This is a genomic window from Ferrovibrio sp. GW821-FHT12B10, from assembly GCF_058807515.1.
The window spans coordinates 306,307-329,034 of sequence record NZ_JBXAQT010000001.1; the positions used below are offsets into that span (position 1 = coordinate 306,307).

Annotated in this window: 23 protein-coding genes; 4 read left to right on the top strand and 19 right to left on the bottom strand. The window is 63.2% G+C overall.

The window, feature by feature from the left end; genetic code table 11:
- Positions 1–8 precede the first annotated feature (8 nt).
- The 3 genes from AC1RRT_RS01705 to AC1RRT_RS01715 form a co-directional block, all read right to left on the bottom strand.
- Positions 9–512, bottom strand: a complete 504-nt coding sequence (locus tag AC1RRT_RS01705; RefSeq protein WP_493011923.1) for a tripartite tricarboxylate transporter TctB family protein — start codon at positions 510–512, stop codon at positions 9–11.
- 69 nt (positions 513–581) lie between these two features.
- A complete protein-coding gene (locus AC1RRT_RS01710) occupies positions 582–1,589 on the bottom strand; it encodes a Bug family tripartite tricarboxylate transporter substrate binding protein (RefSeq protein WP_493011924.1) in 1,008 nt (335 codons plus the stop codon).
- Positions 1,590–1,663: 74 nt separating this feature from the next.
- Positions 1,664–2,875 (bottom strand): pyridoxal-phosphate-dependent aminotransferase family protein, encoded by a 1,212-nt coding sequence (locus tag AC1RRT_RS01715; protein WP_493011925.1) that lies wholly within the window; start codon positions 2,873–2,875, stop codon positions 1,664–1,666.
- A gap of 215 nt (positions 2,876–3,090) precedes the next feature.
- On the opposite strand from AC1RRT_RS01715, the gene AC1RRT_RS01720 reads away from it, so the two are divergent.
- Positions 3,091–3,783, top strand: a complete 693-nt coding sequence (locus tag AC1RRT_RS01720; protein ID WP_493011926.1) for a GntR family transcriptional regulator — start codon at positions 3,091–3,093, stop codon at positions 3,781–3,783.
- 28 nt (positions 3,784–3,811) lie between these two features.
- Complete coding sequence (locus AC1RRT_RS01725) at positions 3,812–6,847, top strand: FAD-binding and (Fe-S)-binding domain-containing protein (RefSeq protein WP_493011927.1); 3,036 nt, start codon at positions 3,812–3,814, stop codon at positions 6,845–6,847.
- Position 6,848: 1 nt separating this feature from the next.
- Here the strand turns inward: AC1RRT_RS01725 and phnE are convergent, their stop codons facing one another.
- The 3 genes from phnE to phnC are packed head-to-tail and all read right to left on the bottom strand — an operon-like array spanning position 6,849 to position 9,639.
- A complete protein-coding gene (gene phnE / locus AC1RRT_RS01730; RefSeq protein WP_493011928.1) occupies positions 6,849–7,667 on the bottom strand; it encodes a phosphonate ABC transporter, permease protein PhnE in 819 nt (272 codons plus the stop codon).
- Between the two features lie 54 nt (positions 7,668–7,721).
- Positions 7,722–8,723, bottom strand: a complete 1,002-nt coding sequence (gene phnD / locus AC1RRT_RS01735; protein WP_493011929.1) for a phosphonate ABC transporter substrate-binding protein — start codon at positions 8,721–8,723, stop codon at positions 7,722–7,724.
- Positions 8,724–8,763: 40 nt separating this feature from the next.
- Positions 8,764–9,639 (bottom strand): phosphonate ABC transporter ATP-binding protein, encoded by an 876-nt coding sequence (phnC, locus tag AC1RRT_RS01740; RefSeq protein WP_493011930.1) that lies wholly within the window; start codon positions 9,637–9,639, stop codon positions 8,764–8,766.
- A 155-nt stretch (positions 9,640–9,794) separates the two neighbouring features.
- Between phnC and AC1RRT_RS01745 the strand changes: the two genes are divergently transcribed.
- Complete coding sequence (locus AC1RRT_RS01745; protein ID WP_493011931.1) at positions 9,795–10,490, top strand: DUF1045 domain-containing protein; 696 nt, start codon at positions 9,795–9,797, stop codon at positions 10,488–10,490.
- Here AC1RRT_RS01745 and AC1RRT_RS01750 read toward each other — a convergent pair.
- From AC1RRT_RS01750 to phnG, 8 genes are read right to left on the bottom strand one after another with little or no spacing between them, the layout of a single operon-like run.
- On the bottom strand, positions 10,487–11,032 hold the full coding sequence (locus AC1RRT_RS01750; RefSeq protein WP_493011932.1) for a phosphonate degradation HD-domain oxygenase: 546 nt from the start codon (positions 11,030–11,032) through the stop codon (positions 10,487–10,489). The genes AC1RRT_RS01745 and AC1RRT_RS01750 overlap by 4 nt on opposite strands.
- A gap of 30 nt (positions 11,033–11,062) precedes the next feature.
- On the bottom strand, positions 11,063–12,208 hold the full coding sequence (locus AC1RRT_RS01755; RefSeq protein ID WP_493011933.1) for an alpha-D-ribose 1-methylphosphonate 5-triphosphate diphosphatase: 1,146 nt from the start codon (positions 12,206–12,208) through the stop codon (positions 11,063–11,065).
- Positions 12,205–12,912, bottom strand: coding sequence for a phosphonate C-P lyase system protein PhnL (gene phnL, locus AC1RRT_RS01760; RefSeq protein ID WP_493011934.1), 708 nt, complete (start codon positions 12,910–12,912; stop codon positions 12,205–12,207). The genes AC1RRT_RS01755 and phnL overlap by 4 nt, the downstream gene beginning before the upstream one ends.
- A gap of 7 nt (positions 12,913–12,919) precedes the next feature.
- The gene (gene phnK / locus AC1RRT_RS01765; protein WP_493015113.1) at positions 12,920–13,687 is read right to left on the bottom strand and encodes a phosphonate C-P lyase system protein PhnK; all 768 of its coding nucleotides are present in this window, start codon (positions 13,685–13,687) and stop codon (positions 12,920–12,922) included.
- 5 nt (positions 13,688–13,692) lie between these two features.
- On the bottom strand, positions 13,693–14,598 hold the full coding sequence (locus AC1RRT_RS01770) for an alpha-D-ribose 1-methylphosphonate 5-phosphate C-P-lyase PhnJ (protein ID WP_493015116.1): 906 nt from the start codon (positions 14,596–14,598) through the stop codon (positions 13,693–13,695).
- 5 nt (positions 14,599–14,603) lie between these two features.
- The gene (locus AC1RRT_RS01775) at positions 14,604–15,707 is read right to left on the bottom strand and encodes a carbon-phosphorus lyase complex subunit (protein WP_493011935.1); all 1,104 of its coding nucleotides are present in this window, start codon (positions 15,705–15,707) and stop codon (positions 14,604–14,606) included.
- Between the two features lies 1 nt (position 15,708).
- The gene (phnH, locus tag AC1RRT_RS01780; RefSeq protein WP_493011936.1) at positions 15,709–16,314 is read right to left on the bottom strand and encodes a phosphonate C-P lyase system protein PhnH; all 606 of its coding nucleotides are present in this window, start codon (positions 16,312–16,314) and stop codon (positions 15,709–15,711) included.
- Between the two features lie 15 nt (positions 16,315–16,329).
- Positions 16,330–16,797 (bottom strand): phosphonate C-P lyase system protein PhnG, encoded by a 468-nt coding sequence (gene phnG, locus AC1RRT_RS01785; RefSeq protein WP_493011937.1) that lies wholly within the window; start codon positions 16,795–16,797, stop codon positions 16,330–16,332.
- A gap of 124 nt (positions 16,798–16,921) precedes the next feature.
- On the opposite strand from phnG, the gene phnF reads away from it, so the two are divergent.
- Entirely contained in the window at positions 16,922–17,644 is a 723-nt protein-coding gene (phnF, locus tag AC1RRT_RS01790) for a phosphonate metabolism transcriptional regulator PhnF (protein ID WP_493011938.1), read from the top strand.
- A 56-nt stretch (positions 17,645–17,700) separates the two neighbouring features.
- Here the strand turns inward: phnF and AC1RRT_RS01795 are convergent, their stop codons facing one another.
- Genes AC1RRT_RS01795 through AC1RRT_RS01815 form a run of 5 tightly spaced genes read right to left on the bottom strand, consistent with a single transcriptional unit; the run spans position 17,701 to position 22,726 of the window.
- Complete coding sequence (locus AC1RRT_RS01795) at positions 17,701–18,447, bottom strand: phosphocholine cytidylyltransferase family protein (protein WP_493011939.1); 747 nt, start codon at positions 18,445–18,447, stop codon at positions 17,701–17,703.
- Entirely contained in the window at positions 18,444–19,055 is a 612-nt protein-coding gene (locus AC1RRT_RS01800; RefSeq protein WP_493011940.1) for a gamma-glutamyl-gamma-aminobutyrate hydrolase family protein, read from the bottom strand. The genes AC1RRT_RS01795 and AC1RRT_RS01800 overlap by 4 nt, the downstream gene beginning before the upstream one ends.
- A complete protein-coding gene (locus tag AC1RRT_RS01805) occupies positions 19,052–21,379 on the bottom strand; it encodes a PEP/pyruvate-binding domain-containing protein (RefSeq protein ID WP_493011941.1) in 2,328 nt (775 codons plus the stop codon). Before AC1RRT_RS01805 ends, AC1RRT_RS01800 begins: the two co-directional genes overlap by 4 nt.
- A complete protein-coding gene (locus AC1RRT_RS01810) occupies positions 21,379–22,140 on the bottom strand; it encodes a class I SAM-dependent methyltransferase (protein ID WP_493011942.1) in 762 nt (253 codons plus the stop codon). Before AC1RRT_RS01810 ends, AC1RRT_RS01805 begins: the two co-directional genes overlap by 1 nt.
- 19 nt (positions 22,141–22,159) lie before the next feature.
- On the bottom strand, positions 22,160–22,726 hold the full coding sequence (locus AC1RRT_RS01815; protein WP_493011943.1) for an adenylyl-sulfate kinase: 567 nt from the start codon (positions 22,724–22,726) through the stop codon (positions 22,160–22,162).
- Positions 22,727–22,728 lie beyond the last annotated feature (2 nt).

The following is a 22,728-nucleotide window of genomic DNA, read 5'->3' on the forward strand; positions in this document are numbered from 1 at the left end:
GCTCGCTCTTAATAGCCAAACAGGGCTTCAATCGGCCCCTTCGGCAGCGGAACCAGGAACTGGATTTCAAACACCCAGAACAGAATGACCGAGAACACCACCGCCACGATGACGCTGGTGACGACACGGCTATGGCCGATAACGGTCATGAAGCCGAAGATGAACAGGGTGGCCGCCAGATAGATGCCCATGGTGAGCGCCACCACGACGAACAGCAGCGTCGGCAGCAGGACCCGGAGCACGCGACCGAACTCGGCGCGATGTACGAAGGCCTTGGCGCGATCCATGCGCCAAGCATCGATCAGGCCGATGATGCTGGCAATGCAGAGAAGGATGGACATGCCGAAGGGAAAATAACCCGACTGCGGACCATCGGAGGCCCAGCGGACGCCAAGTTTGTAATTGGTGATCGCCAGGATGATGCCGGCAATCAGCAGGCTGACGCTGAGAGCCAGCGCGACGTTGCGTTTGGAGACCAGCGCCGGACCGCTGTCTTCCTGTAAATCCGCCATGACAATCCTCGTTCCGAAAATAAAATCGCGCCACCCGGCTTTATTGTGGCCTGGGCGGCGCGATGAGCTTTAGTTGGTTGCCATGAACTTGGCGGCTTCCATCAGCTTCTTGTGGTAGGCCTCGTCCTTCTCCAGGAAGGCGGTGAATTCGGCCGGCGCCATGAAAGTACCCTTCAGCGCATTGGCCTCCAGGTATTCCTTGTATTCCGGCGTGGCCGAAACCTTCTTGAACAGCTCGTTATAGAAGGCGACCTGATCCTTGTTCACGCCGCCCGGCAGGAAGATCGAGCGCAGCATGACATATTCGATATCCAGTCCCTGTTCCTTGCAGGGCGGGATGTCGGCCCAGGACTGATCGTTCGTCACCTTCTTGCTGTAGGGGATGCGCTCCTTGTCGAAGACGCACAGCGCCCGGACCTGACCGGCGCGCCACTGGGCGATGTTCTCGGACGGGTTGTTGACATTGGAGTCCGTATGCTTACCCACCAACTGAACCGCAGCCTCGCCACCGCTCTTGTAGGGGATGTAGGCAAACTTGATGCCATTGGCCATTTCGATGGCTGCGGTGATGATATGGTCCTCGCGCTTGGACCCGGTGCCGCCCATCTTGAAGCTTTCGGTCGGCGCCTTTTTCACGGCGCCGATGAAATCGCCCGCCGTCTTGTAAGCCGTCTCGGAGTTCACCCAGAGAATGAACTCGTCCATGGCGATCAGGCTGACCGGGGTCATGTCACGCCAGTTGAACGGCATGTTGGTGGAGAACGGCAGGGTATAAATGCTGGACTGCGCCAGCACGACCTTATGCGGGTTGCCCTTGCTGGCCTTCATGTCGATCAGGCCTTCGCCGCCGCTCGCCCCGCCTTTCAGCGTGATGATGATCGGCTGCTTCATCAGGTTGTGCTTGGCCACGATGCCCTGGATGACGCGGGCCATCTGGTCCGACGCGCCGCCGGCGCCAGCGGGAACGATGATTTCCACCGGCTTGGTCGGTTCCCAGGCGGCGGTGGCGGGCTGGCTGACCGCGAACGCCAGCAGCGACGCGGCAGCAGCCATGCAAGTGCGATTGATCTTCGACACGTTTCTCTCCCTTGTTACCGTTTGTCCGGCAGTGCGGCGCCGCTTATACGCTGCGGTCGTCCGCACTCTTCATCTTAAGCAACTGAACGCTTGAGCCCTCCCTCGGAGGCCGGACGACCCAGCACCTCCATGGCTGCCTGCGCGCCGCCCTTCTTGTGCGGCACATTGGCAAGGCCAAGGCCCATCTCGACACCGGCGAGCGTGCCCATCAGCATCAGGTCGTTGAAGCTGCCCAGATGGCCGATGCGGAACACCTTGCCAGCCACCTTGGCCAGACCGGCGCCAAGCGACAGGTCATAGGCCTGCAGCGTGACTTTACGGAATTCATCGGCGTTATGGCCCGAGGGCATCAGGATCGCGGTCAGGGCGCTGGAATACTCCGCCGGATTGGCGCAGAGGATTTCCAGGCCCCAGGCCTTCACGGCCGCCCGCGTCGCTTCGGCATGGCGATCATGACGGGCGAAGACATTCTCCAGCCCCTCTTCCTGCAGCATGTCGATGGCTTCGCTCAGGCCATAGAGCAGGTTGGTGGACGGTGTGTAAGGGAAATAGCCGGTCTTATTGGCCGTCAGCATCGGCGCCCAATCCCAGAAGCTGCGCGGCAGCTTGGCGGTCTTGGAGGCTTCCAGCGCCTTGGCACTGATCGCGTTGAAAGACAGGCCCGGCGGTAGCATCAGGCCTTTCTGCGAACCGGCGACGGTGACGTCGACGCCCCATTCATCATGGCGATAGTCGATCGAGCCCAGCGACGAGATCGTGTCGACCATCAGCAGCGCGGGATGCTTGGCGGCATCGATCGCCTTGCGCACGGCGCCCACGCGGCTGGTGACGCCGGTCGAGGTCTCGTTATGCACCACCATCACGGCCTTGATGCCGTGCTGCTTGTCCTCGGCCAGCTTGGCCTCGACCACGGACGGATCGACGCCCTGACGCCAGTCGCCCGGCACGAACTCCACCTTGAGGCCCAGCCGCTCGGCCAGCTCGCGCCACAGCGAGGCGAAATGCCCGGTTTCGAACATCAGCACCCGGTCGCCGGACGACAGCGTGTTGACCAGGGCTGCTTCCCAGGCGCCAGTGCCCGAGGCCGGATAGATGATCACATCGCCCTTGGTCTTGAAGACCGCCTTGATGCCGGACAGCACCTTGCGGCCCAGCACGCCGAATTCCGGCCCGCGATGGTCGATGGTGGGGTTGTCGATGGCGCGCAGAATGCGGTCGGGGACATTGGTCGGCCCCGGAATCTGCAGGAAATGGCGGCCGCTGGGGGCATTGCTGAACTTGATCACAGGCGTCTCCCGTCGCTCGGGCCCCTTGGTTGCTGAGGCCTTAAATTGCATTTTGCATGCAATCTTGATTCTCGGCGGGAGTCAATCCGCCATTTGGTCTGGCCAATAATATGAATTTTATGTATGTAATTATTCAACTTAAGCGGCGAAGCTGAGGCCAGACGCCTCGATTCCACTGCGTAAGATTTTGAATGCATTATGCGATCCAGAGAACCATGACCGCTGAAATCGTCGAAATCTCCCGCCTCGGCCTGCATGACCAGGTGGCCGCACGCCTGCGCACCATGCTGGTGGAAGGCTCGATCCCGCCCGGCGCCAAGATGAACGAGCGAGAGCTCTGCGAAAAACTCCGGGTCTCGCGCACGCCCTTGCGCGAGGCGATCAAGCTGCTGGCCGCCGAAGGCCTGGTCGACCTGCTGCCCAATCGCGGTGCGGTGGCCGTGCGCCTGACCGAGGCCGATGTACTGAACACCTTCGAGGTGCTGGCCATGCTGGAGGGCGTGTCTGGCGAAATGGCGGCGCAGCGCATCACCGAGGATGAGCTGAGCGAAATCCGTGCCATGCATTACGAGATGATGGCCTGCTTCACCCGTCGTGACCTTTCAGGCTACTACCGGCTGAACGCCCGCATTCATTCCGCCATCAACGAGGCCGCGCGCAATCCGGTGCTGAGCAGCACCTACCGTTCGATCAATGCCCGCGTCCAGAGCCTGCGCTTCCGCACCAACCAGAATGAGGAAAAGTGGAAGCAAGCGATGAAGGAGCATGAGCGGATGATCGAGGCGCTGGCCGCCCGCGACGCCGCCGGCATGCGCGCCGTGCTGGTCGAACATCTGATGCGCAAACGCGACACCATCCTCGACCTGCTACGCGCCGGCGAGATCTATCCGGACGTCGCCAAAAATTAAAAAGTCAACACCAACAGCAGGCCCCGTCATGCTGATCCGTTCCGCCGAAGCCCTGCAGCCATCCAATGAAGTGAGTGAGCTGCTGGCGCGCCGCCTGCGCAGTGAAACGCAGGGCGAGGTCATGTTCGACCTGCCCTCGCGCGGGCGTTACGCGACCGATGCCTCGATCTACCAGATCATGCCGGTCGGCGTGCTGGTGCCGAAGAGTGAAGCCGACATTGTGGCTGCGCTGGACATCGCGCGCGACATGAAGATTCCGGTCCTGGCGCGCGGTGGCGGCACCAGCCAGTGCGGCCAGACCACCGGCACGGCCCTGGTGATCGACAACAGCAAGTTCTATCGCAACATCCGCGAACTGGATGTCGCACGCCGCACCGTGGTGGTCGAACCCGGCATGGTGCTGGATCACCTGAATGCCGAACTGAAGAAGCATGGCCTGTGGTATCCGGTCGATGTCTCGACCAGTGCGCAGGCCACGCTCGGCGGCATGGCAGGCAACAACTCCTGCGGCTCACGCTCCATTGCCTATGGCAACATGGTGCATAACGTGCAAGGCATCAGCGCCTGGCTTGCCGATGGCGCGATGGTGGATTTCGGCCCGGTGCCCGACCTGGGCTCGCGCGGAGCCGAGATCGCCAGCTTCGTGCAAGGCCTGGCCGAACAGCATCGCAGCGAGATCGAGACGCGCTGGCCCAAGGTGATGCGTCGTGTCGCAGGCTACAATCTCGACATCTTCAACAACCAGAGCGAACGGCCCTATACGCAGGACAACAGCGTCAACCTCGCGCATCTGCTCGTGGGCGCCGAGGGCACGCTGGCCTATACGCGCAGCCTGACGCTGCGGCTGTCGGAACTGCCAAAGGCCAAGGTGCTGGGCGTGGTGAACTTCCCCACCTTCCGCGCCGCCATGAACGCGGCCCAGCATATCGTCAAGCTGGGGCCGACCGCCGTCGAGCTGGTCGACCGCACCATGATCGAGCTGAGCCTCGCCAACCCGGCATTCCGGCCCACCATCGAGACGGCGCTGATCGGCAAGCCAGCCGCCATCCTGCTGGTCGAGTTCTCCGGCGAGCACAAGGATGCGCTGCTGCCCAAGCTGAAGCAGCTGGTCGAACTGATGGGCGATCTCGATCTGCCCGGCAGCGTGGTGGAAATGGCCGATGACCCGCGCCAGAAGAATCTCTGGGAGGTGCGCAAGGCCGGACTCAACATCATGATGAGCCTGAAGGGCGATGGCAAACCGGTCAGCTTCATCGAAGACTGCGCCGTGCCGCTGGAGCATCTGGCAGACTATACCGATGCACTGACCGAGGTTTTCGCCCGCCATGGCTCGCGCGGCACCTGGTATGCCCATGCCTCGGTCGGCACCCTGCATGTGCGTCCGATCCTCGACATGCGCCGCGGCGGCGCCGAAGGTGGCAGCGCCAAGATGCGCGCCATTGCCGAAGAAGCCTCAGCGCTGGTCCGCAAATACAAGGGCGCCTATAGCGGCGAGCATGGCGACGGCCTGTGCCGCGGCGAATGGATCGAATGGCAGTTCGGCCCGAAGATCAACGAGGCCTTCCGCGCCATCAAGCAGCACCTCGATCCGGCCAACCTGTTCAATCCCGGCAAGATCATCGATCCACCGAAAATGGATGACGGCAGCCTGTACCGTTTCCCGCCACCGGGCGCGCCGAAGCCTTATCAGACCATGGCGCTGAAGACCAAACTCGACTGGTCGGCCTGGAATGTGCAGAACGACCCGGTCACCGAGGAGACCACGGTGCCCGGCACCGGCGGCGACAGCACCGGCGGCTTCGCCAAGGCCATCGAGATGTGCAACAACAATGGCCATTGCCGCAAATTCGATGCCGGCACCATGTGCCCGAGCTATCGCGTCACCCGCGACGAGCAGCATCTGACGCGTGGCCGCGCCAACACCCTGCGTCTGGCGCTCTCGGGGCAACTTGGCAAGGACGCCTTCACCAGTGAAGCGATGTTCCAGACCATGGACCTCTGCGTCGGCTGCAAGGGCTGCAAGCGCGACTGTCCCACCGGCGTCGACATGGCGCGTATGAAGGTGGAATTCCTGAGCCACTACAAGGCGCGTCACGGCCATACGCTGAAAGACCGCCTGGTCGCGTATTTGCCCGATTACGCCGCTGCCGCCAGCCGCCTGCATTGGCTGCTGAACCTGCGCGACAAACTGCCGGGGACGGCCTGGCTGAGTGAGAAACTGCTCGGCTTCTCGGCGAAGCGTTCGCTGCCGCAATGGCGCAGCGACACCTTCTGGCGCGCCACCGATCCGGCGATGTTCGCCAGCCAGGCCGACACGATTGCGACCGCCAGGGCTGGCGGCAAGGCCGCTGTGCTGTTCGTCGACACATTCAACGGCATCTTCGAAAGCGAGAATGCGCTGGCTGCCATGCATGTGCTGAAGGCGGCCGGCTATACCGTCCATACCGTGACCAAGGAAGACGGCCACCACTGCTGCGGCCGCACGTATCTCGCTGGTGGCATGGTGGATGAGGCCAAGAAGAAGGCCGGCGCGCTGATCGATGCCCTGCTGCCGCTCGCCCAGGCCGGCGTGGCCATTGTCGGGCTTGAACCATCCTGCCTGCTGACCCTGCGCGACGAGGCGCTGGTCATGGGGCTGGGCGACAAGGCCGTGACCGTGTCGAAGCAGGCGCTGCTGTTCGAGGAATTCCTCGCCCGCGAGGCCAAGGCCGGGCGCTTTGCCCCCGTCTTAAAGGAAGCTCCCGCTCCGATCCTGCTGCATGGCCATTGCCATCAGAAGGCTTTCGGCGCCGTCAGCCCGATCCTGGACGTGCTGAAGCTGATCCCGAATGCCAAGCCGGAACTGATTGAAAGCTCCTGCTGCGGCATGGCCGGCAGCTTCGGCTACGATGCCGACCATCACGACATCTCGATGCAGATGGCGGAAGCCAGCCTGCTGCCCGCGATCCGCAAGCAGCCGGATGCCATCGTGGTGGCCGACGGCACGAGCTGCCGGCACCAGATTCACGATGGCGCCGGCCGCGAGGCCATCCATGTGGCCCGGCTGCTGGAGCGGCTGCTCTGACCTAGATCAGGGCCTTACGGATCCGCGAGGAGACCACGTCGACCGCGCTGACCAGCAGGATGATCATGATCATCACGGCGCAGGTCTGGCTGAAGTTGAACGATCGGATCACTTCCCACAGCACGACGCCGATGCCGCCGGCGCCGACCATGCCGACCACGGTGGCCGAGCGCAGGTTGGATTCGAAGCGATAGAGCGAATACGATACCCAGAGCGGCATCACCTGCGGCAGCACGCCGTAGACGATCTCTTCCAGCGCATTGGCGCCCGTGGCGCGAATGCCCTCGACCGGCTGGGGATCGATGGCTTCGACGGCCTCGGAGAACAGCTTGGCCAGCACGCCGGTGGTGTGCAGCCACAGCGCCAGGACGCCGGCGAAGGGCCCGAGGCCGACCACCACCACGAACAGCATGGCGAAGACCATTTCGTTGATCGATCGCATCGAGTCCAGCAGGCGGCGCACCGGCTGGTTGATCCACCAGGGCGCGATATTGGCCGAGGCCAGCAGGCTGAGCGGGATGGCGCCGACGATCGCCAGCAACGTGCCCCAGAAGGCGATATGCAGCGTGATCACCAGCTCGCTGAGGTAATACCGCCATTCATGGAAATCGGGCGGGAAGAAATCCTTGGCAAAGGTCGCCATGTTGCCGGCATCGGTGAACAGCTTGGCCGGCGCGATCTCGGCACCCTGATACGACCAGATCACCATCGCCGCCAGCAGGCCATAGATCAGCGTGCGGCCGAGCGAGGTGCGCAGCCCGGTCTTGGGCGGATGGATCGGATGGGCTAAGGCGGCGGTAGCGGTGGCCGTGCTGGACATGGATAAACCTCGCAGAAAGGAAACGGGGCGGCACATGCCGCCCCGCGGGGATATTTACGAACCCATCTGCTTGTTGAGATCGGCCAGCTTGGCGTCGATCTCGGCGATCTTCTTGGCCTTCTCGTCGGCGGCCATATTAGCGTCGCCTTCCAGCTTGATTTTGTCGCGGAACAGCGCGAGCTGACGGATCGGCACGAGCTGCTTGTTGGTCGACTCCTTGAACGGACCCCACTGCAGGTCGGTCAGGACCTTGGTCTCGTTGGCCAGCTGGTCGGCCGATTTGCCCGACTGCTGCGTACCGTAGTTCATGAAGAAGCCCTTGATCTTGGCCTTGTCGGCATCGGCCAGATCCTTGCGCCAGACGATCGGGTCCGACGGGATCAGCGGCGACTTCCAGATCGCCTTCACGTCCTTGGCCTTCTCCGGCTGCGTCTTGGCCAGACGCTCCATGTTCTCGGTGTTGTTGGTGGCGACATCCACCTGCTTGTTGGCGACAGCCAGCGCGTTCACTTCATGGCTGCCGGTGACCATGCGGCTGAAATGCTTGCGCGGATCGATGTTGTTCTGGCCGAAGACGTAGAAGCTCGGGACCAGGAAGCCCGAAGTGGAATTCGGGTCGCCATTGCCAAAGGTGTACTTGCCCGGTGCGGCAAGGATGTCCTGCAGCGAATTGATCGGGCTGTCCTTGTGGACCAGCAACAGCGACCAGTAACCCGGCGCGCCGTCCTTCGAGGTGGTCTGGACGAAGACTTCGCCATCGGCGCGGTCGACAGCCTGGATGGCCGAGGCATTGCCGTACCAGGCGATCTGCACCTTGTTGAAGCGCATGCCTTCGATCACGCCGGCATAGTCAGGGGCAAAGAAGGCATTTACCTTCATGCCGGTCTGCTTTTCCATATCGGCGAGGAAAGGCACCCAGATGGTCTTGAGATTGGCGCTCGACTCGGTCGAGATGATGCCGAAGTTGACTTCCTTCAGACCCTGGGCCTGAGCAGTGGCGGTGAAGCCCAGCGCCAGGGTGGCGACGGTGGCCGTAAGCAGAGTGCGACGCAGCATGGCAGTTCTCCTGAGTGGACTTGGATAAGAATGAAAAAATTCAGGCCGGCACGGCCTGCATGCGCGGCAGAACCCGCGCATCGACGTCGTCCATGGCCGGCATGGCATCGGGATTGGTGACATGGCCGCCCGACAGGGCGCCGAAATCGAGATCGCTGTGTTCACCGTAGATGCCGCGCAGCAGCGCGACAGTGACCGCAGAAGCTGGACCGTCGAACATCACCTTGCCGTCGCGCAGGGCAACAACACGGCGGCAGAATTTGAGGGCGAAATCGACCTGATGGAGAGACACGACAACCGTCACTCCGTCGGCGCGGTTGATATCGGCTAGCGTCGCCATCACCTTGCGCGAGGATTCCGGATCGAGCGAGGCAATCGGTTCGTCGGCGAGAATGACCTTGGCCTTCTGCACCAGGGCGCGGGCGATGGCCGCGCGCTGCTGCTGGCCGCCGGAAAGCGTGGAAGCACGTTGGAAAGCGCACTGAGCAATGCCGACGCGGTCGAGCGCGGTCACGGCAGTGCGGCGCTGATCATCGGTGAACATACCCAGCATCGTACGCCACAGCGGCATGCGGCCGAGATTGCCGGCCAGCACATTGGTGATCACCTGCATGCGACCGACCAGATTGAACTGCTGGAAGACGAAACCGATGCCGGCGCGGCTCTGGCGGATGCCACCGGCGATCCGGCCGTCCTGCTGAATCATGCGGCCGTTCACCGCGATCTGGGCTTTGGGGTCGCGATCGCCCTGCATCAGGCCGGCGATATGGCGCAGCAGGGTGGATTTGCCCGAGCCGGAGGCACCGATCAGGGCTACCATCTCACCCGGCTGAACCGTCAGACTCACCTGATCGAGAGCGCGCTTGCCCGTCCGGAAGGTTTTCGATAGATGGGCGATCTCAATGGCAGCGCGCATGCGATTCCCCTTGGTTCAAGTCGTAGGAAGCGCTGATAGCAATGCCGTATGACAGTTCGATTGCGGTTCGGCGACGCGGGGGTGAAATCGGCCCCGCCCGTCAGACCGTCCCGGTTACCCACAGGACCACCGTGAGTGTTGTCTAGGAAAAGTCCATGACCGCCCGCTTCGCCCTTTATGCCGCCCCGCCTGCCGATCACCCCCTGCATGGCTTCGCCGCCCGCTGGCTGGGCCGGGACCCCGAAACCGGCATCAGCCATGCTCCAGTCGCCGTGGCCGGACTGACGGCGGCCCGTGTCGCCGAGCTGACTGCCGATCCGCGACTCTACGGTTTCCATGGCACCCTCAAACCGCCCTTCCGCCTGAAGGACGGCAGCAGCGAAGCAGATCTGATCGTGGCCCTGGAGGCTTTTGCGGCCCAGCGCGCGCCCGTCACCATGGCGCCGCTGACGGTGGCGGCCCTGGGCAGCTTTCTCGCCCTGCGTCCGTCAGAGCCGTCATCTGATCTGGACGCCCTGGCCGCCGACTGCGTTCGCAGCTTCGACGCCTTCCGGGCGCCGCTGACGGACGCCGAGCTCGAACGTCGGCGCCGGACGCCGCTGACACCGCGTCAGGAAGACTACCTGCAGACCTGGGGCTATCCCTATGTGTTCGAGGAATTCCGGCTGCATTTCACGCTGACCAATTCGATCAGGGATGCCGGTGAGCGCGAGGCCCTGCTGCGGCACCTGACGGCCGTCTGCAAGCCCTTCACGGCATCGGACTATATGGTCCCGGAAATCTGCCTGTTCGTTCAGCCGGACAGCGGCAAGCCCTTCCGCATCGCCGGACGTTATCGCCTCGGTGGCTAGGCTTTCAGAACGGCGGCAACGATCGGGCGGTAATGCGCCAGATCAGGCGTTTTCAGGTGCGGGGTTTTGGCCGCATCATCCCAGCGCCGTAGCTTCACGGCATCGTCAGCGAAAGGCTGGGCGATGAATGCGGCCGCCTCGATATCGCTGTAGATACCACCCTGGACGTCCAGGCTCATTTTCGAACTCTTCGACAGGCCGGCCCAGTAATGTTGCTCGGCCTGGCACAGGTATCGCTTGGCATCGACATGCAGCCGCACCGGCGCCACCACGGCCTCCGGGAAATGCCGGCCGAGCCAGTCGGCAGCAATCACCTCATGATTAGCATCGATGCCTTTCTCGGCCAGGCCTTCGTCGCCGTCATCGACCAGATGACCGATATCATGCAGCAGCGCCGCCGTGATCAACTCCGGGCTGGAGCCGGTGCGCTCGGCATGCATGGCGCATTGCAGAGCATGCTCGAGCTGGCTGACATTCTCGCCGCCATAGCGTTCGGCACCGGCCTTTTCCAGCAGCGTCATGATGTGATCGAGAATCTGCATGATGCCCTCCTGGTTACTTGACGCGCCTGATTACATAACCCTGTTGCCGGCGCGCCAGACGGCGCGCACGACAGGGATGTCATCCACCATGCTGACACGGACCATGTCGCCGCGCTTGCCCACTTCCAGGGCACCGCGATCAGTCAGGCCGACGGCATCGGCGGGATTGGCCGACACCATGGCGACTGCCTTCGGTAGGCTGATCCCCGGCACCTGCTGCGGCACCAGGAAGGCCGAGAGCAGCATGCTGCTCGGTACATAATCCGACGAGATGATGTCGAGTTCGCCGCTTTCGGCCAGCGAGCGCGCCGAAATGTTGCCCGAATGCGACCCGCCACGCACCACGTTGGGCCCGCCCATCATCACCTTCATGCCATGCTGGCGCGACAGCTTGGCCGCTTCATGCGTAGTGGGGAATTCCGCCACCACCATGCCGTCGGCCGCGGCTTCCGCCACATGGGCAGCCGTCGCATCGTCATGACTGGCCAGCGGCAGGCCCTTGGCCCGGCAGAGCTCCACTACGGCGCGACGATTGCGCGCGCCATTGGCCTGGGCCGCCGCGATCTGATCGGCCATGAACTTGTCCATTTCCTCGTCGGACATGCCGAACTTGCCCTGATAATACTGGCGGTACTTTTCCGGCTTCACAAACTGCCGCTGCCCCGGCGTGTGATCCATGATCGACACCAGCTTGAGCCAGCTCAGGCCCGCCATCGGTTCGATCAAAGCCATCAGATCGGCGAAGGAAACTTCGCACCGCAGATGCAGCAGGTGCTCGGCCCGCAGCATGCCATCCTTCTGCGCCGCCTCGATGGCAGCAATCATGTCGCGCAGGATCTGCAAGCGGACCGAACCTTCGCGCACATCGCCCACCGCCACCGCATCCATCACCGTGGTGATGCCGGCGGCCGCCACCTGGGCGTCATGATTGATTACCGCCAGCTTGGCCGGCCAGCGCACGCCAGGGCGCGGCGCGAAATGCTTTTCCAGATTGTCGGTGTGCAGCTCGACCAGGCCCGGCAGCAGGTAGTCGCCACCGAAGTCGAGCGCATCCTTGACGGCAGCCCCGCGTGTATCGATATCGGCGATCACGCCATCGCGCACATGCAGGCTGCCGGTGATCTCGGCATCACGCCCGATGATTCGCGCGTTGGTGACAACCAAGTCGGTATTCATGCCGCAACTCCCAGGGCTTCCAAAGGCAAAAGACGGGTGGTGATCGCCGCTCGCGTCTCGGCATCATGCACGATGGCAACAATAGCCGTGCCGCGTCGACGTGCATCATCGATCAGTTCTATGACAATTTTGCGATTGCGCTCATCCAGCGACGCCGTCGGCTCATCGAGCAGCAGAATCGGATAATCGGCGCAGAAGCCGCGCGCGATGTTGATTCTCTGCTGCTCTCCGCCAGAGAAGGTCGCCGGCGGCAGTGTCCACATCTTTTCCGGGATCTGCAGCCGGGTCAGCAGCTCGGCCGCCCGCGCCCGGGCCGCCTCGATGCCAGTGCCGCGTGCCAGCAGCGGTTCCGCCACGATATCGAGGGTCGACACACGCGGAATGACGCGCAGGAACTGGGTCACGTAGCCCAGCGTGCGACGGCGGATATCCAGCACCACACGGGGCACAGCGCCAACGATATCGGTGAGGACGTCGTCATGCCGAATCAGGATATGTCCCGACTGCGGCCGGTAGTTGCCGTAGATCGACCGCAGCAACGTCGACTTGCCCGCTCCCGATGGGCCGTGCAGGGTGACACATTCGCCGCCGGCGACGCTGAGACTGGTGTTGCGCAGGACCGGCAGCGCAATGCCGCCGCGCAGATGCAGCGTGAAGGTCTTGTCGATATTGTCGACACGGATCATTTCGGGATGCGTGGTCATTCCATCCTCACACAGTCAGAACCGAGGAGACCAGCAGCTGCGTATAGGCATGCTGCGGATCGTCCAGCAACTGGTCGGTGAGGCCAGCCTCCACCACCTCGCCGCGTCGCATCACCATCAGGCGATGCGCCAGCAGACGGGCGACGCCCAGATCATGGGTCACGATAATCACGGCGACATTGTACTCCTGCACCAGGCGACGCAGCAGGTCCAGCAGGCGCGCCTGAACCGAGACATCCAGCCCGCCGGTCGGCTCGTCCATCAGCACGATACGCGGCCGCGTCACCAGGTTGCGGGCGATCTGCAGGCGCTGCTGCATGCCGCCCGAGAAGGTGGTCGGCAGATCATCGACCCGCTCCGGCGCGATCTCGACCGCCTGCATCCAGTCCAGTGCCGTGTCGCGCAGGTTGCCGTAATGCTTCTGGCCGACCGCCATCAGCCGCTCACCGATATTGGCGCCGGCCGAAAAGCCCATGCGCAGCCCGTCACGGGCATGCTGCTGCACGAAGCCCCATTCGGTGCGCATCAGATGGCGGCGCTGGGCATCGGAGGCCCGCGCCAGGTCGATGATGTCACCGGCAGCCGTGCGGTACAGAATCTTTCCTGCATCAGCGGTGATGCGGCCGGCGATGGCATTGAGGAGTGTCGACTTGCCCGACCCGGACTCGCCTACGATGCCCAGAACCTCGCCCGGCCACAGCTCGAAGGACACGTCGCGGCAGGCGGCCTGGCGGCCGAAAGACTTGTGCAGCGATTCAACGCTGAGCAGCGGCATCTCGATCATTCCGCGGCCTCCTTCTCATAAGGCGCACCCATATGGCCGATATGGCCAGCCGCCCGACGTTCACCGCAGTAATCAGTGTCAGAACAGACAAACATGCGGCCGCCGCGATCGTCCAGGATCACTTCGTCCAGGAAGCTGTCGCCGGCATTGCACAGCGCGCAGTTTTCCGGCCAGCGCTCGATCTCGAAGGGATGGTCCTCGAAATCCAGCGGTCGCACGTCGGTATACGGCGGCAAGGCATAGATGCGCTTCTCGCGACCGGCACCGAACAACTGGAGCGCCGGGTTCATATGCAGCTTTGGGGTATCGAATTTCGGGATCGGCGAGCAGCGCATCAGATAGCGGCCGTTCACCAGCACCGGATAATCATAGGCCGTGGAGATATGGCCATGCTGGGCGATATCCTCATACAGCTTCACATGCATCACGCCATATTCCGACAGGGCATGCATCTTGCGCGTCTCTATCTCGCGCGGCTCCAGCCAGCGCAGCGGTTCCGGGATCGGCACCTGATAGACCAGAATCTGGCCTTCCGTCAGCGGCGTCTCCGGCACGCGGTGGCGCGTCTGGATCAGGGTTGCCTCCCGTGTCTTCTCGGTGGTGGCGACATTGGTCATACGCACGAAGAAGCGGCGGATCGAAACGGCGTTGGTGGTGTCGTCGGCACCCTGGTCGATCACCTTGAGCACGTCGTTGCCGCCGATCACGGCCGCCGTCACCTGCATGCCGCCGGTGCCCCAGCCATAGGGCAGCGGCATTTCACGGCTGCCGAACGGCACCTGATAGCCCGGAATGGCAACGGCCTTGAGGATCGCCCGGCGCAGCATGCGCTTGGTCTGCTCGTCCAGGAAGGCGAAATTATATCCAGCCAGCGTGCCGCCGGCCTCATAGCTCTGCTGCATGGCGGTCACTGCGCGGCCTCCTCAAGGGGTTCTGCGCGCTGCTGCGCGGCGATCTCGGCGCGCATGGTGCGCACCAGCGTCAGTTCGGCCTGGAAATCGACATGATGCGGCAGCTTGAGATGCTGCACGAAGCCAGAGGCTTCGACATTGTCGGCATGGTAGAGCACGAATTCCTGGTCCTGGGCCGGCGCGGTGATTTCCTCGCCCAGCTCCTCGGCACGCAGCGAGCGGTCGACCAGCGCCATGGCCATCGCCTTGCGCTCGGCCATGCCGAAGCTGAGACCATAGCCGCGGGTGAACTTCGGTGGTTCGGTCTTCGAACCCTTGAACTGGTTCACCATCTGGCATTCAGTGACAACGATGTCGCCGATATCGACGGCGAAGCCGAGCTCGGGGATATCGACCGAGACGCCGACGGCACCGGAGCGGATTTCGCCCACGAAGGGATGCGACTTGGCATAACCGCGCTGCGTGGAATAGCCCAGCGCCAACAGGTAGCCCTCGTCGGCACGGGCCAGATTCTGCAGCCGTGCATCGCGACCGGCCGGGAACATCATCGGCTCGCGGGTCAGGTCGCTGACCGCGGCATCATCGGCATCGGGCAGTTCGCGTTCGATCAGGCCTTCATTGTTCAGCAGATCGACCACCTGCGGCATATGGTCGGCCAGCGCGCCCTTGCCTTCGGCGGCAACGACTTCCTGTTCAGCCAGCAGAGCGAAATCGAGCAGGCGGTGGGTATAGTCGAAGGTCGGCCCCAACAGCTGCCCGCCCGGCATGTCCTTGAAGCAGGACGAGATGCGCCGGGTGATCTGCATGTCGGAGGTATCGATGGGCTGCGACACGGCAAAGCGCGGCAGCGTGGTGCGGTAGGCGCGCAGCAGGAAGATCGCCTCCACCTGGTCGCCGCGCGACTGCTTGACCGCCAGTGCCGCCAGTTCGGGATCGTAAACCGAACCTTCGGTCATGACGCGGTCGACACCACCGCTGAGCTGCTCGCGAATCTGGTCCACACTGACTTCCGGCACGGCCGCATCGCCCCGGCGGTCTTCGGCCAGCAGCTTGTGGGCATTCTCGATGGCGGCCTCGCCGCCCTTCACGGCTACATACATGTCAGGCTCCTTCGATGGCGATGACGGTGCTGCGCGGCAGGACCACCAGATCATCCCCGTTGGCCAGATAGAGATCGAGACCGCGGGGGAAGGCCGCGTTCAACGCCGCGCGCTGTTTCCAGACCGCTATGTCCAGGCCGGCGAGCGGCATGGCGATGCTGTCGCGGATGCCGGGCCCGCGCCATGTCATCGCCGCCTCGCCCGTCAGTGTCGGCACCTGAACCAGCAGCGTGGCGCCGCGCTCGGGCGCCTCATCAGTGCCAAGCGAAAAGCTTTGCAGCGCGGGCAGAGCATGGCCGGCCGAGAGCAGCACGATCGCTGCCCGTTCCGGCTGCGCGACCAGTGGCGCACCGGTGTGGAAACGCAGCCAGTCGCGGACGGCCGCGCCATCCAGGCCCGAACCAAGCCAGACCGGCGTATCGAAATCGCACAGCGTCAGCAGCGCGGCCGCCAGGGCCGGCGACAGACCGGCCGGATGCCCCGCCTCCACCGTCATCCGCACCGGCAGGCCCGGACGCGCCGTGGCGTCGAGAAGCGTGCGAAAAGCCTGCTGGCTTTGCTGGACCGGATCGGAGAAGCCCGGTGCGGGCGTGGTCATGCTGTTCATGGTCAGTGTCCCGCCTTAATCATCGCCGCGTGCGAGCGTGAAGAAATCGACCTTGGTCGCCGCCACCTTGGCTGCGCGATCCTGCAGCGCCGCCTGCAGGCCAGCCTCCACCGGCAGGATCAGAGTGCGTTCCAGCTCTGCGCCACGCAGGCCGTCCTGAGTCAAGGCATCGAACAGCGCCACCAGCTCGGCCTTGCGATGATCGCGGCCCTGCACATAGCCGACTCCCATATGGCCGCCCTCTTCCAGCGCCACCACGCAGCGCGTCACGGTCATCTCGCCCAGATTGAAGCGCTGGCCCACGCCGCCGGCACGCGCGCGCACCATTACCAGACCGGTTTCCGGCTGCTTGAGGCGGCGATAGGCCGGACGGTCCGGCAGGGCGTTCCAGGCTGCTTCAAGCCGCGCGCGATCGGCGCGGGCCAGCAGGCTAAGACGGCGCTGGCGAGCGGCGGTGGGCTGGTTGTCGGTGGAGCTGGTCATGCAGACCTCTTGCGCAAATGTCTAAATTCGTCTAGACATCTATATATCTACTCCGCCATCCCGATTTCATCAAGCCATCACTTGGCGAAACTTTTATGACCACAGCGGTTGAACGATGCAGAGCATGATCGAACGAGGCAGCGGCATGGCGGTATGGCGCCAGATTGCCGCCGTCATGGAGCAGGCGATCCGCCGGGGCGACTACAAACCCGGCTTGCAGCTACCCACGGAAAAGCATCTGGCCGGCACCTTCGGCGTCAATCGCCATACGGTGCGACAGGCTATGAATCGCCTGGCGGAAACAGGACTCGTACGGATTGAACAGGGCCGCGGCATGTTCGTCGCCGACGGGTCGCTGGATTACGCGCTGGGACCGCGCACCCGCTTTACCGAAAACCTGCTGACCAAGCAGAAGAAACCGACGCGCGAATTGATCAGCGCCGACCAGATCGCAGCGCCGGCCGAAATCGCGCGCGCCATGGGCATCCCGACCGGCGCCGCCTTATGGGAAATCGAAACCCGCAACCGCGCCGACGAACGCGCTGTCAGCATCAGCAGCCACTTCTTTGCCGTCGACCGCTTCCCCAACATGCCCGAGCTCTTCCGCCGCAGCGGCTCGATCACCGGCGCACTGCACGCCGGCGGCGTCGCCGACTATCACCGCCGCACGACACGCGTGATGGCGAAGTTGATTTCAGCGAATGACGCCCGGCTGCTGAACCTGCCGCGTACCCGGCCGGTTCTGATCAGCGAGACCGTGAATGTGGACGAACGCGGCAAGCCTGTGGAATTCGTGCGCGCGCGTTTCGCTGCCGATCACGTCACTCTGACCATCGAGCATGATTAATCCGGCAAGTCAGTGCCGGCCGGCTGCACGGGCCAGCACCTCAGCCTGGTGAACAGTCAGGCCTGAAGCCGCAGACGCCCTGCAGCCATCTCCTGCTCGTAATAGGCAAGGTCCGTCTCGGCATCGACTTCGCCCCAGCCCGGCGCTGTCGGCACCGTGCCGATCCGCACACCTGCAGCCAGCAGCCGCGACAGCAACGACGTCATGTCAAGTTTGTCGATTGCCGCAGCCGGCATGGCGTGCAGCACATCAAGCACGCTGTTCCAGCCGGCCGGCGTGAACTTCAGCAGCCCCATATACTGGCCTTCGATCTCGGCCGTCGTGCTCGCGCGCTGACCGATCTCCACAAGCTGCCCGGTGGCATCCCGCCGGAAGGTTTCAGCGTCCAGCAGTGGATTCTCGAAACGGCCGGTCCACAGCGACAGCCAGTCGGGATCATAGGCAATCGCCAACGGATCGCCGGCCTGCGCCAGACGGACAACCGTTTCAGCAGGATAGAATATGTCCGCGTAGGATACGATGCAGGGTGCCTCACACAACCACGTGTCGGCCGCACGCAGTGAAACGACCATATTGCTGTGCTGCCAGCGGTCATTGTGAAAAACCTGCAGCCCGCGACCGGCCAGCCGGTCGCCCAGGTAGCCGGTGACGATCGCGATATCGGCTATTCCCGCTCCTCTGAGTGCTGCAAGCTGCAGATCGAGCAGTGCCCGCCCCGCAAGCTCCACCAGGCATTTCGGCCTGTCCTCGGTGCGCGCATTCATCCTGCTGCCGCGACCCGCCGCCAGAATCAGCGCCCTCATGATGTCATTCCGAAACTGCGCCGGAACAATGCGATGTCATCCCCATGAAACGGACTCTCCCGCTCGGGGTGCCAGAGGATGCCGGTGATTGCCTCATTCCGGTGACGGATCGCCTCGATGCTTCCGTCTTCCGTCGCCGCCCAGCCGTGGAAGCCATCCGGCACCGCGGTCAGTCCCCAGTTGTGGAAGCTGTTCACCTCGCGGGTGCCGCCAGCATCCAGAACAACCTTGTGCCTGGACCCGGCATGTCCGCCCAGACGAACAAGGCTGCCGCCGAAAGCATCGGCCAGCATCTGCACGCCACGGCATACCGCCACGATCGGCTTGCGCCGCTCCCGCGCCCAGTCGATCAGCAGCCGTTCGGTGGCATCGCGCTCGGGCGCATCCCCGCCATAGCTGGCAAGATCGTTTCCGCCGGTGAGGACAAGGCCAGCGGGATCGATCTTCTCGATCGCATCACGCACTAGATCGGGCCGATTGGCGACCGGATAGGCCATCAACCCGCAGGTCGACATGAAATCGATCCAGCGCTGGTCCAGCGCATCCCGGCGCTCGCCACGATCGGCAAGAACCTCGACCCTTTGCGTTATGGCGATCATGGTCTTCATCGCAGGATATCGACCCGGCGATTGCCGCAATCAATGCGCAGCCGGCGCGCCTCCCTCCAGCTGTTATACAGCGTTTCGCCGGCACCGATGACGGCCGGCAGCCCAAGCTCGCCGGCCCGGATCGCCATATGGGAATTGACACCGCCATAGGCGGTGACGAAACCGGCGATCCCTTTCGAGAACAGCCAGTCGAAACCGGGGTCCGCGCTGGGGATGGCGATGATGGCGCCTTTGAGCGCCTCGGCGGATGCCGTATGGGGCAGCACCGCCGCCTCGACGACCCGCTGCGTTATGAAATTGGGATCGGAGGGGGGAATCTCAAAAGCCCAGACATCATCCGCGCTCGCAATCAGTGGAGGCAGTGTGATCTTCTGGGTCTCGCGATATCTAGATCGGCCGTAATCAACGCTGCGACGGAGAACTTCGGCGATGTCTCCGCTGGCGACATACAGACTCTCGATCATGCCGGCGTCGAAATAGGACATATCATCCCGGGACAGGCCATGCCGCTCGCCCAGCGTCGTCAGAAGCTGCAGCACCCTGCTGAGCGACCGGGTGAAGACGAACTTCGCCTGCTCGCGCCCCTCGATGCCAGCCTGGATGAATTCGAACAGGCCAACGACATTCATATCCAGCCCATGCTGCTGGATAAGGTCTGAAATCTGTCGCATCTGGGTCAGCGACAGGGCGAAGCCCGGACCGCTGTCATTCTTGTTCGACGCCGATGCAACGCCATCGCCGAGATAGACATCCGGCGCTTCATCATAGCGCAGCGACAGAATGTCATAGGTACCCGGGCGAAGATGGCCGTAGCGCGACAGGAACTCCGCGCGCGGCAATTCACGCAGGTCGCGGGCCATGCGCCCCGATACGGAATCTATCTTCTCCATGAAAGCGTCATACTGCTGCCGGTCGATGATCCCGACCGCGACGAGCGACCGCAGCATCTGGACCGCGACGAAGCCGGCGCGGGCGAGACCGGCGAAAGGCAGCGTTCCGTAGCGTTTGCAATCCTCAAGCAGCCAATAGATTTGCTCCAGGATATCCATGTCGGATTGCGAAATGATGTCCTGGCGCCGCTGCAGATGTTCGATCTTCTCAGCGTCACCGCGCCACAGGCCGGTTTCACCATGAACGATCCGGTTGGTCAGATGACGAAGGCTGCTTTTGAGATCGGAGACGTCCTGTTCGCCGAAGCCGCGCGCCGCAAGACGCTTCAAACGCTCGTCTATATCAAAGGTGTAACAGGAGAAGACGATCTCGAACTCCACCTTGTCATGGAGCGTCGGCGCCGCGGCCAGATCTTCCAGATAGGTGTCCACCAGCCTGTCGGCGAGATCATCGCCTATATCGCCGGGGATGAAGGAATTGAAGCTTACCCGCACATCTATGTAGGGAAGCCCATGAAATGACCGCATCAGCGGGAAACTGCGCAGGTTGCGATACCCGTAATTATGCCGCTGATAGGCCCAGACGCTGTCTGTGATCAGGTTGCGGTACAGCGACAGCGATAGCGGTCGCGGACGGATGCCAATGATCTCCGCAGGATTCCAATCGGGCATGACGCCGAACAGCGCGCGACGACCGCGCAGATAGGGATGCGGCCGGTCTGCCTGGGTAATCTTGTCGGCAATCGACTGCAGAATCGCCCTGTGCCTCTCAGGCGACAGGGCTTCACTGTCACCGCAGGCGAGCGGCCGCGTCTGCAGCAGATAGAGCGTTCCGTCCCGCGTGAATGCAAACTCAATATCGAGCGCATCCACCTTCAGCAAAGCCTCAAGCTCCGCCGCCAGGGCAAGCACTTGATCGAGCGGCGCCGGCGCCGGCTGCGACGCCCCCTTCCAGCGGACATAGGTTCGCAGATTGGCACCGTGGCCGCCGGTGACAGCCGCGGTATCGCCATGGGTATCGTAATTGACGACGGTATATGATGCGTCGGTATTCGGATCGCGAGTGAAAACGACGCCGCTGATAGTGACATCGAGGAGCATCGGCTGGATGAATACCGCATCACCTCCGGCGGGCTCTGCCCCATAGGAGCGTATCACCGCATCGACTGCCACGGGGACATCGCCGAGCGCCACATTGCCAACCGACTGAAAATGCCCGGCCATCGATTGCGCCGGGCGATCCTCGGCTGCCGCGCTGGAGCGAACGATCAGGAGACCTCCACTCCAGGCTTCCCCGGCAAGGCGCGCCAGGATGCCGTCACGGTTTGCTACCCAGTCCTTCGCACGGAAACTGACCTGCGGAAGCACTTTTCCCATCTTCAGCTGGGGCGCCAGCTGCGACAGCACATCTGCCTTGGATGGGAAACTGCCCATCAGTCGACCCTCTGGGCAATCCACATGCGGGTCGTGTAGGGCACAGCGATCTTGTCGCTACCATATCGCGCGACGATCTTCTCAATCTTGTCGACGATGCCGCCGAACTGGTCGCCGGCCTGACGGGCCAGGGTCGCATGCGACCGCCAGGCATCGACCCAGACGCTGGCCTTCGTCATGTGCACGACCGGCGCCTCGATGACATAGGGCTTTCCGAACAGCCCGCTCGCCCTGATGATCGGCGCCTGATCCTCGCGACGCGCGCCATAGTCGTAATTCTTGATGCTGGCGCGGATAAGGCCTTCGACCTCGGCCTGCAGGGGATTGTCCAGATCACGGTGGTTCCACATGCACGCGAACCAGCCTTGCGGACGTAACAGCCGCTTGGTCTCCAGCATGGCGGCAGGCCGGTCGACCACATTGAAAGAAGAACCGAATGTAACGAGGCTGTATGCCCCGGCCTCGCGGCCGGTCTTTTCCCCCGTCCCTTCAAACCATTGCACATGCTGCTGCGATGCCGTGCGCGACATGCCGACCTGTCGCATTTCCGCATTCGGCTCCACGGCATCGATCACCAGGCCACGCTGCAGCAGCGGCAGCGTCAGATGGCCCGACCCAGCACCGATATCGCAGCCCCGCGCCCCCGCCCCGACCTTGCAGATCGCGATCAGGGCATCAATCCCGCCCGGGGAATAATCGGGCCGGTTGGCATAGGTCTGCGCCAGCTTGCTGTAGTCCCATTCAACAGTGATGCCTGCCATAAGAAGCCCCCTCAGACCCTTAAATCGTCTTGCGCATGTTAACAGGAATTCCGGCATCGGATGCAACGAGGCTTTGCCATATCGCTTCGACGGTCGAATCGACGCTGGCGCCATTGCCATTATCGATCGCCAGGTCAGGTGTGCGCGGCTCTTCTGGCTGCAGATCGACCCCGACCATATTCTCCAGTGCGCCGCTCTTGCTCGCCTTGTAGAAGCCCTTGGGGTCGCGTTGCATGCGCTCATCCTTCGACACGCGCAGATACACTTCCCGATAACCGGGAATATTGGCGCGGTTCCAGTCATGAACCGCATGGAACATCGATATCGTGGCGCAAATGACGATCATGCCCTGTGCCGAAAGCTCGGCGCAAAGCCGGCTGTAAGTCAGCGCCAGACGCCTGCGCTCGTCCAGCTCATGCCCTGCTTCGGGCGCCAGTATGGCGCGCAGACGATCGCCATCCAGAAGCACGACCGGCAGCCCGCCGCCCCTGAACCGTGCAGCCAGCGCCGTGGCGACCGTGGTCTTGCCGGCGCCAGACAGCCCCGTTATCCAGAATACCCGCCCCTGCATCTTCTCTTCCGCCATAT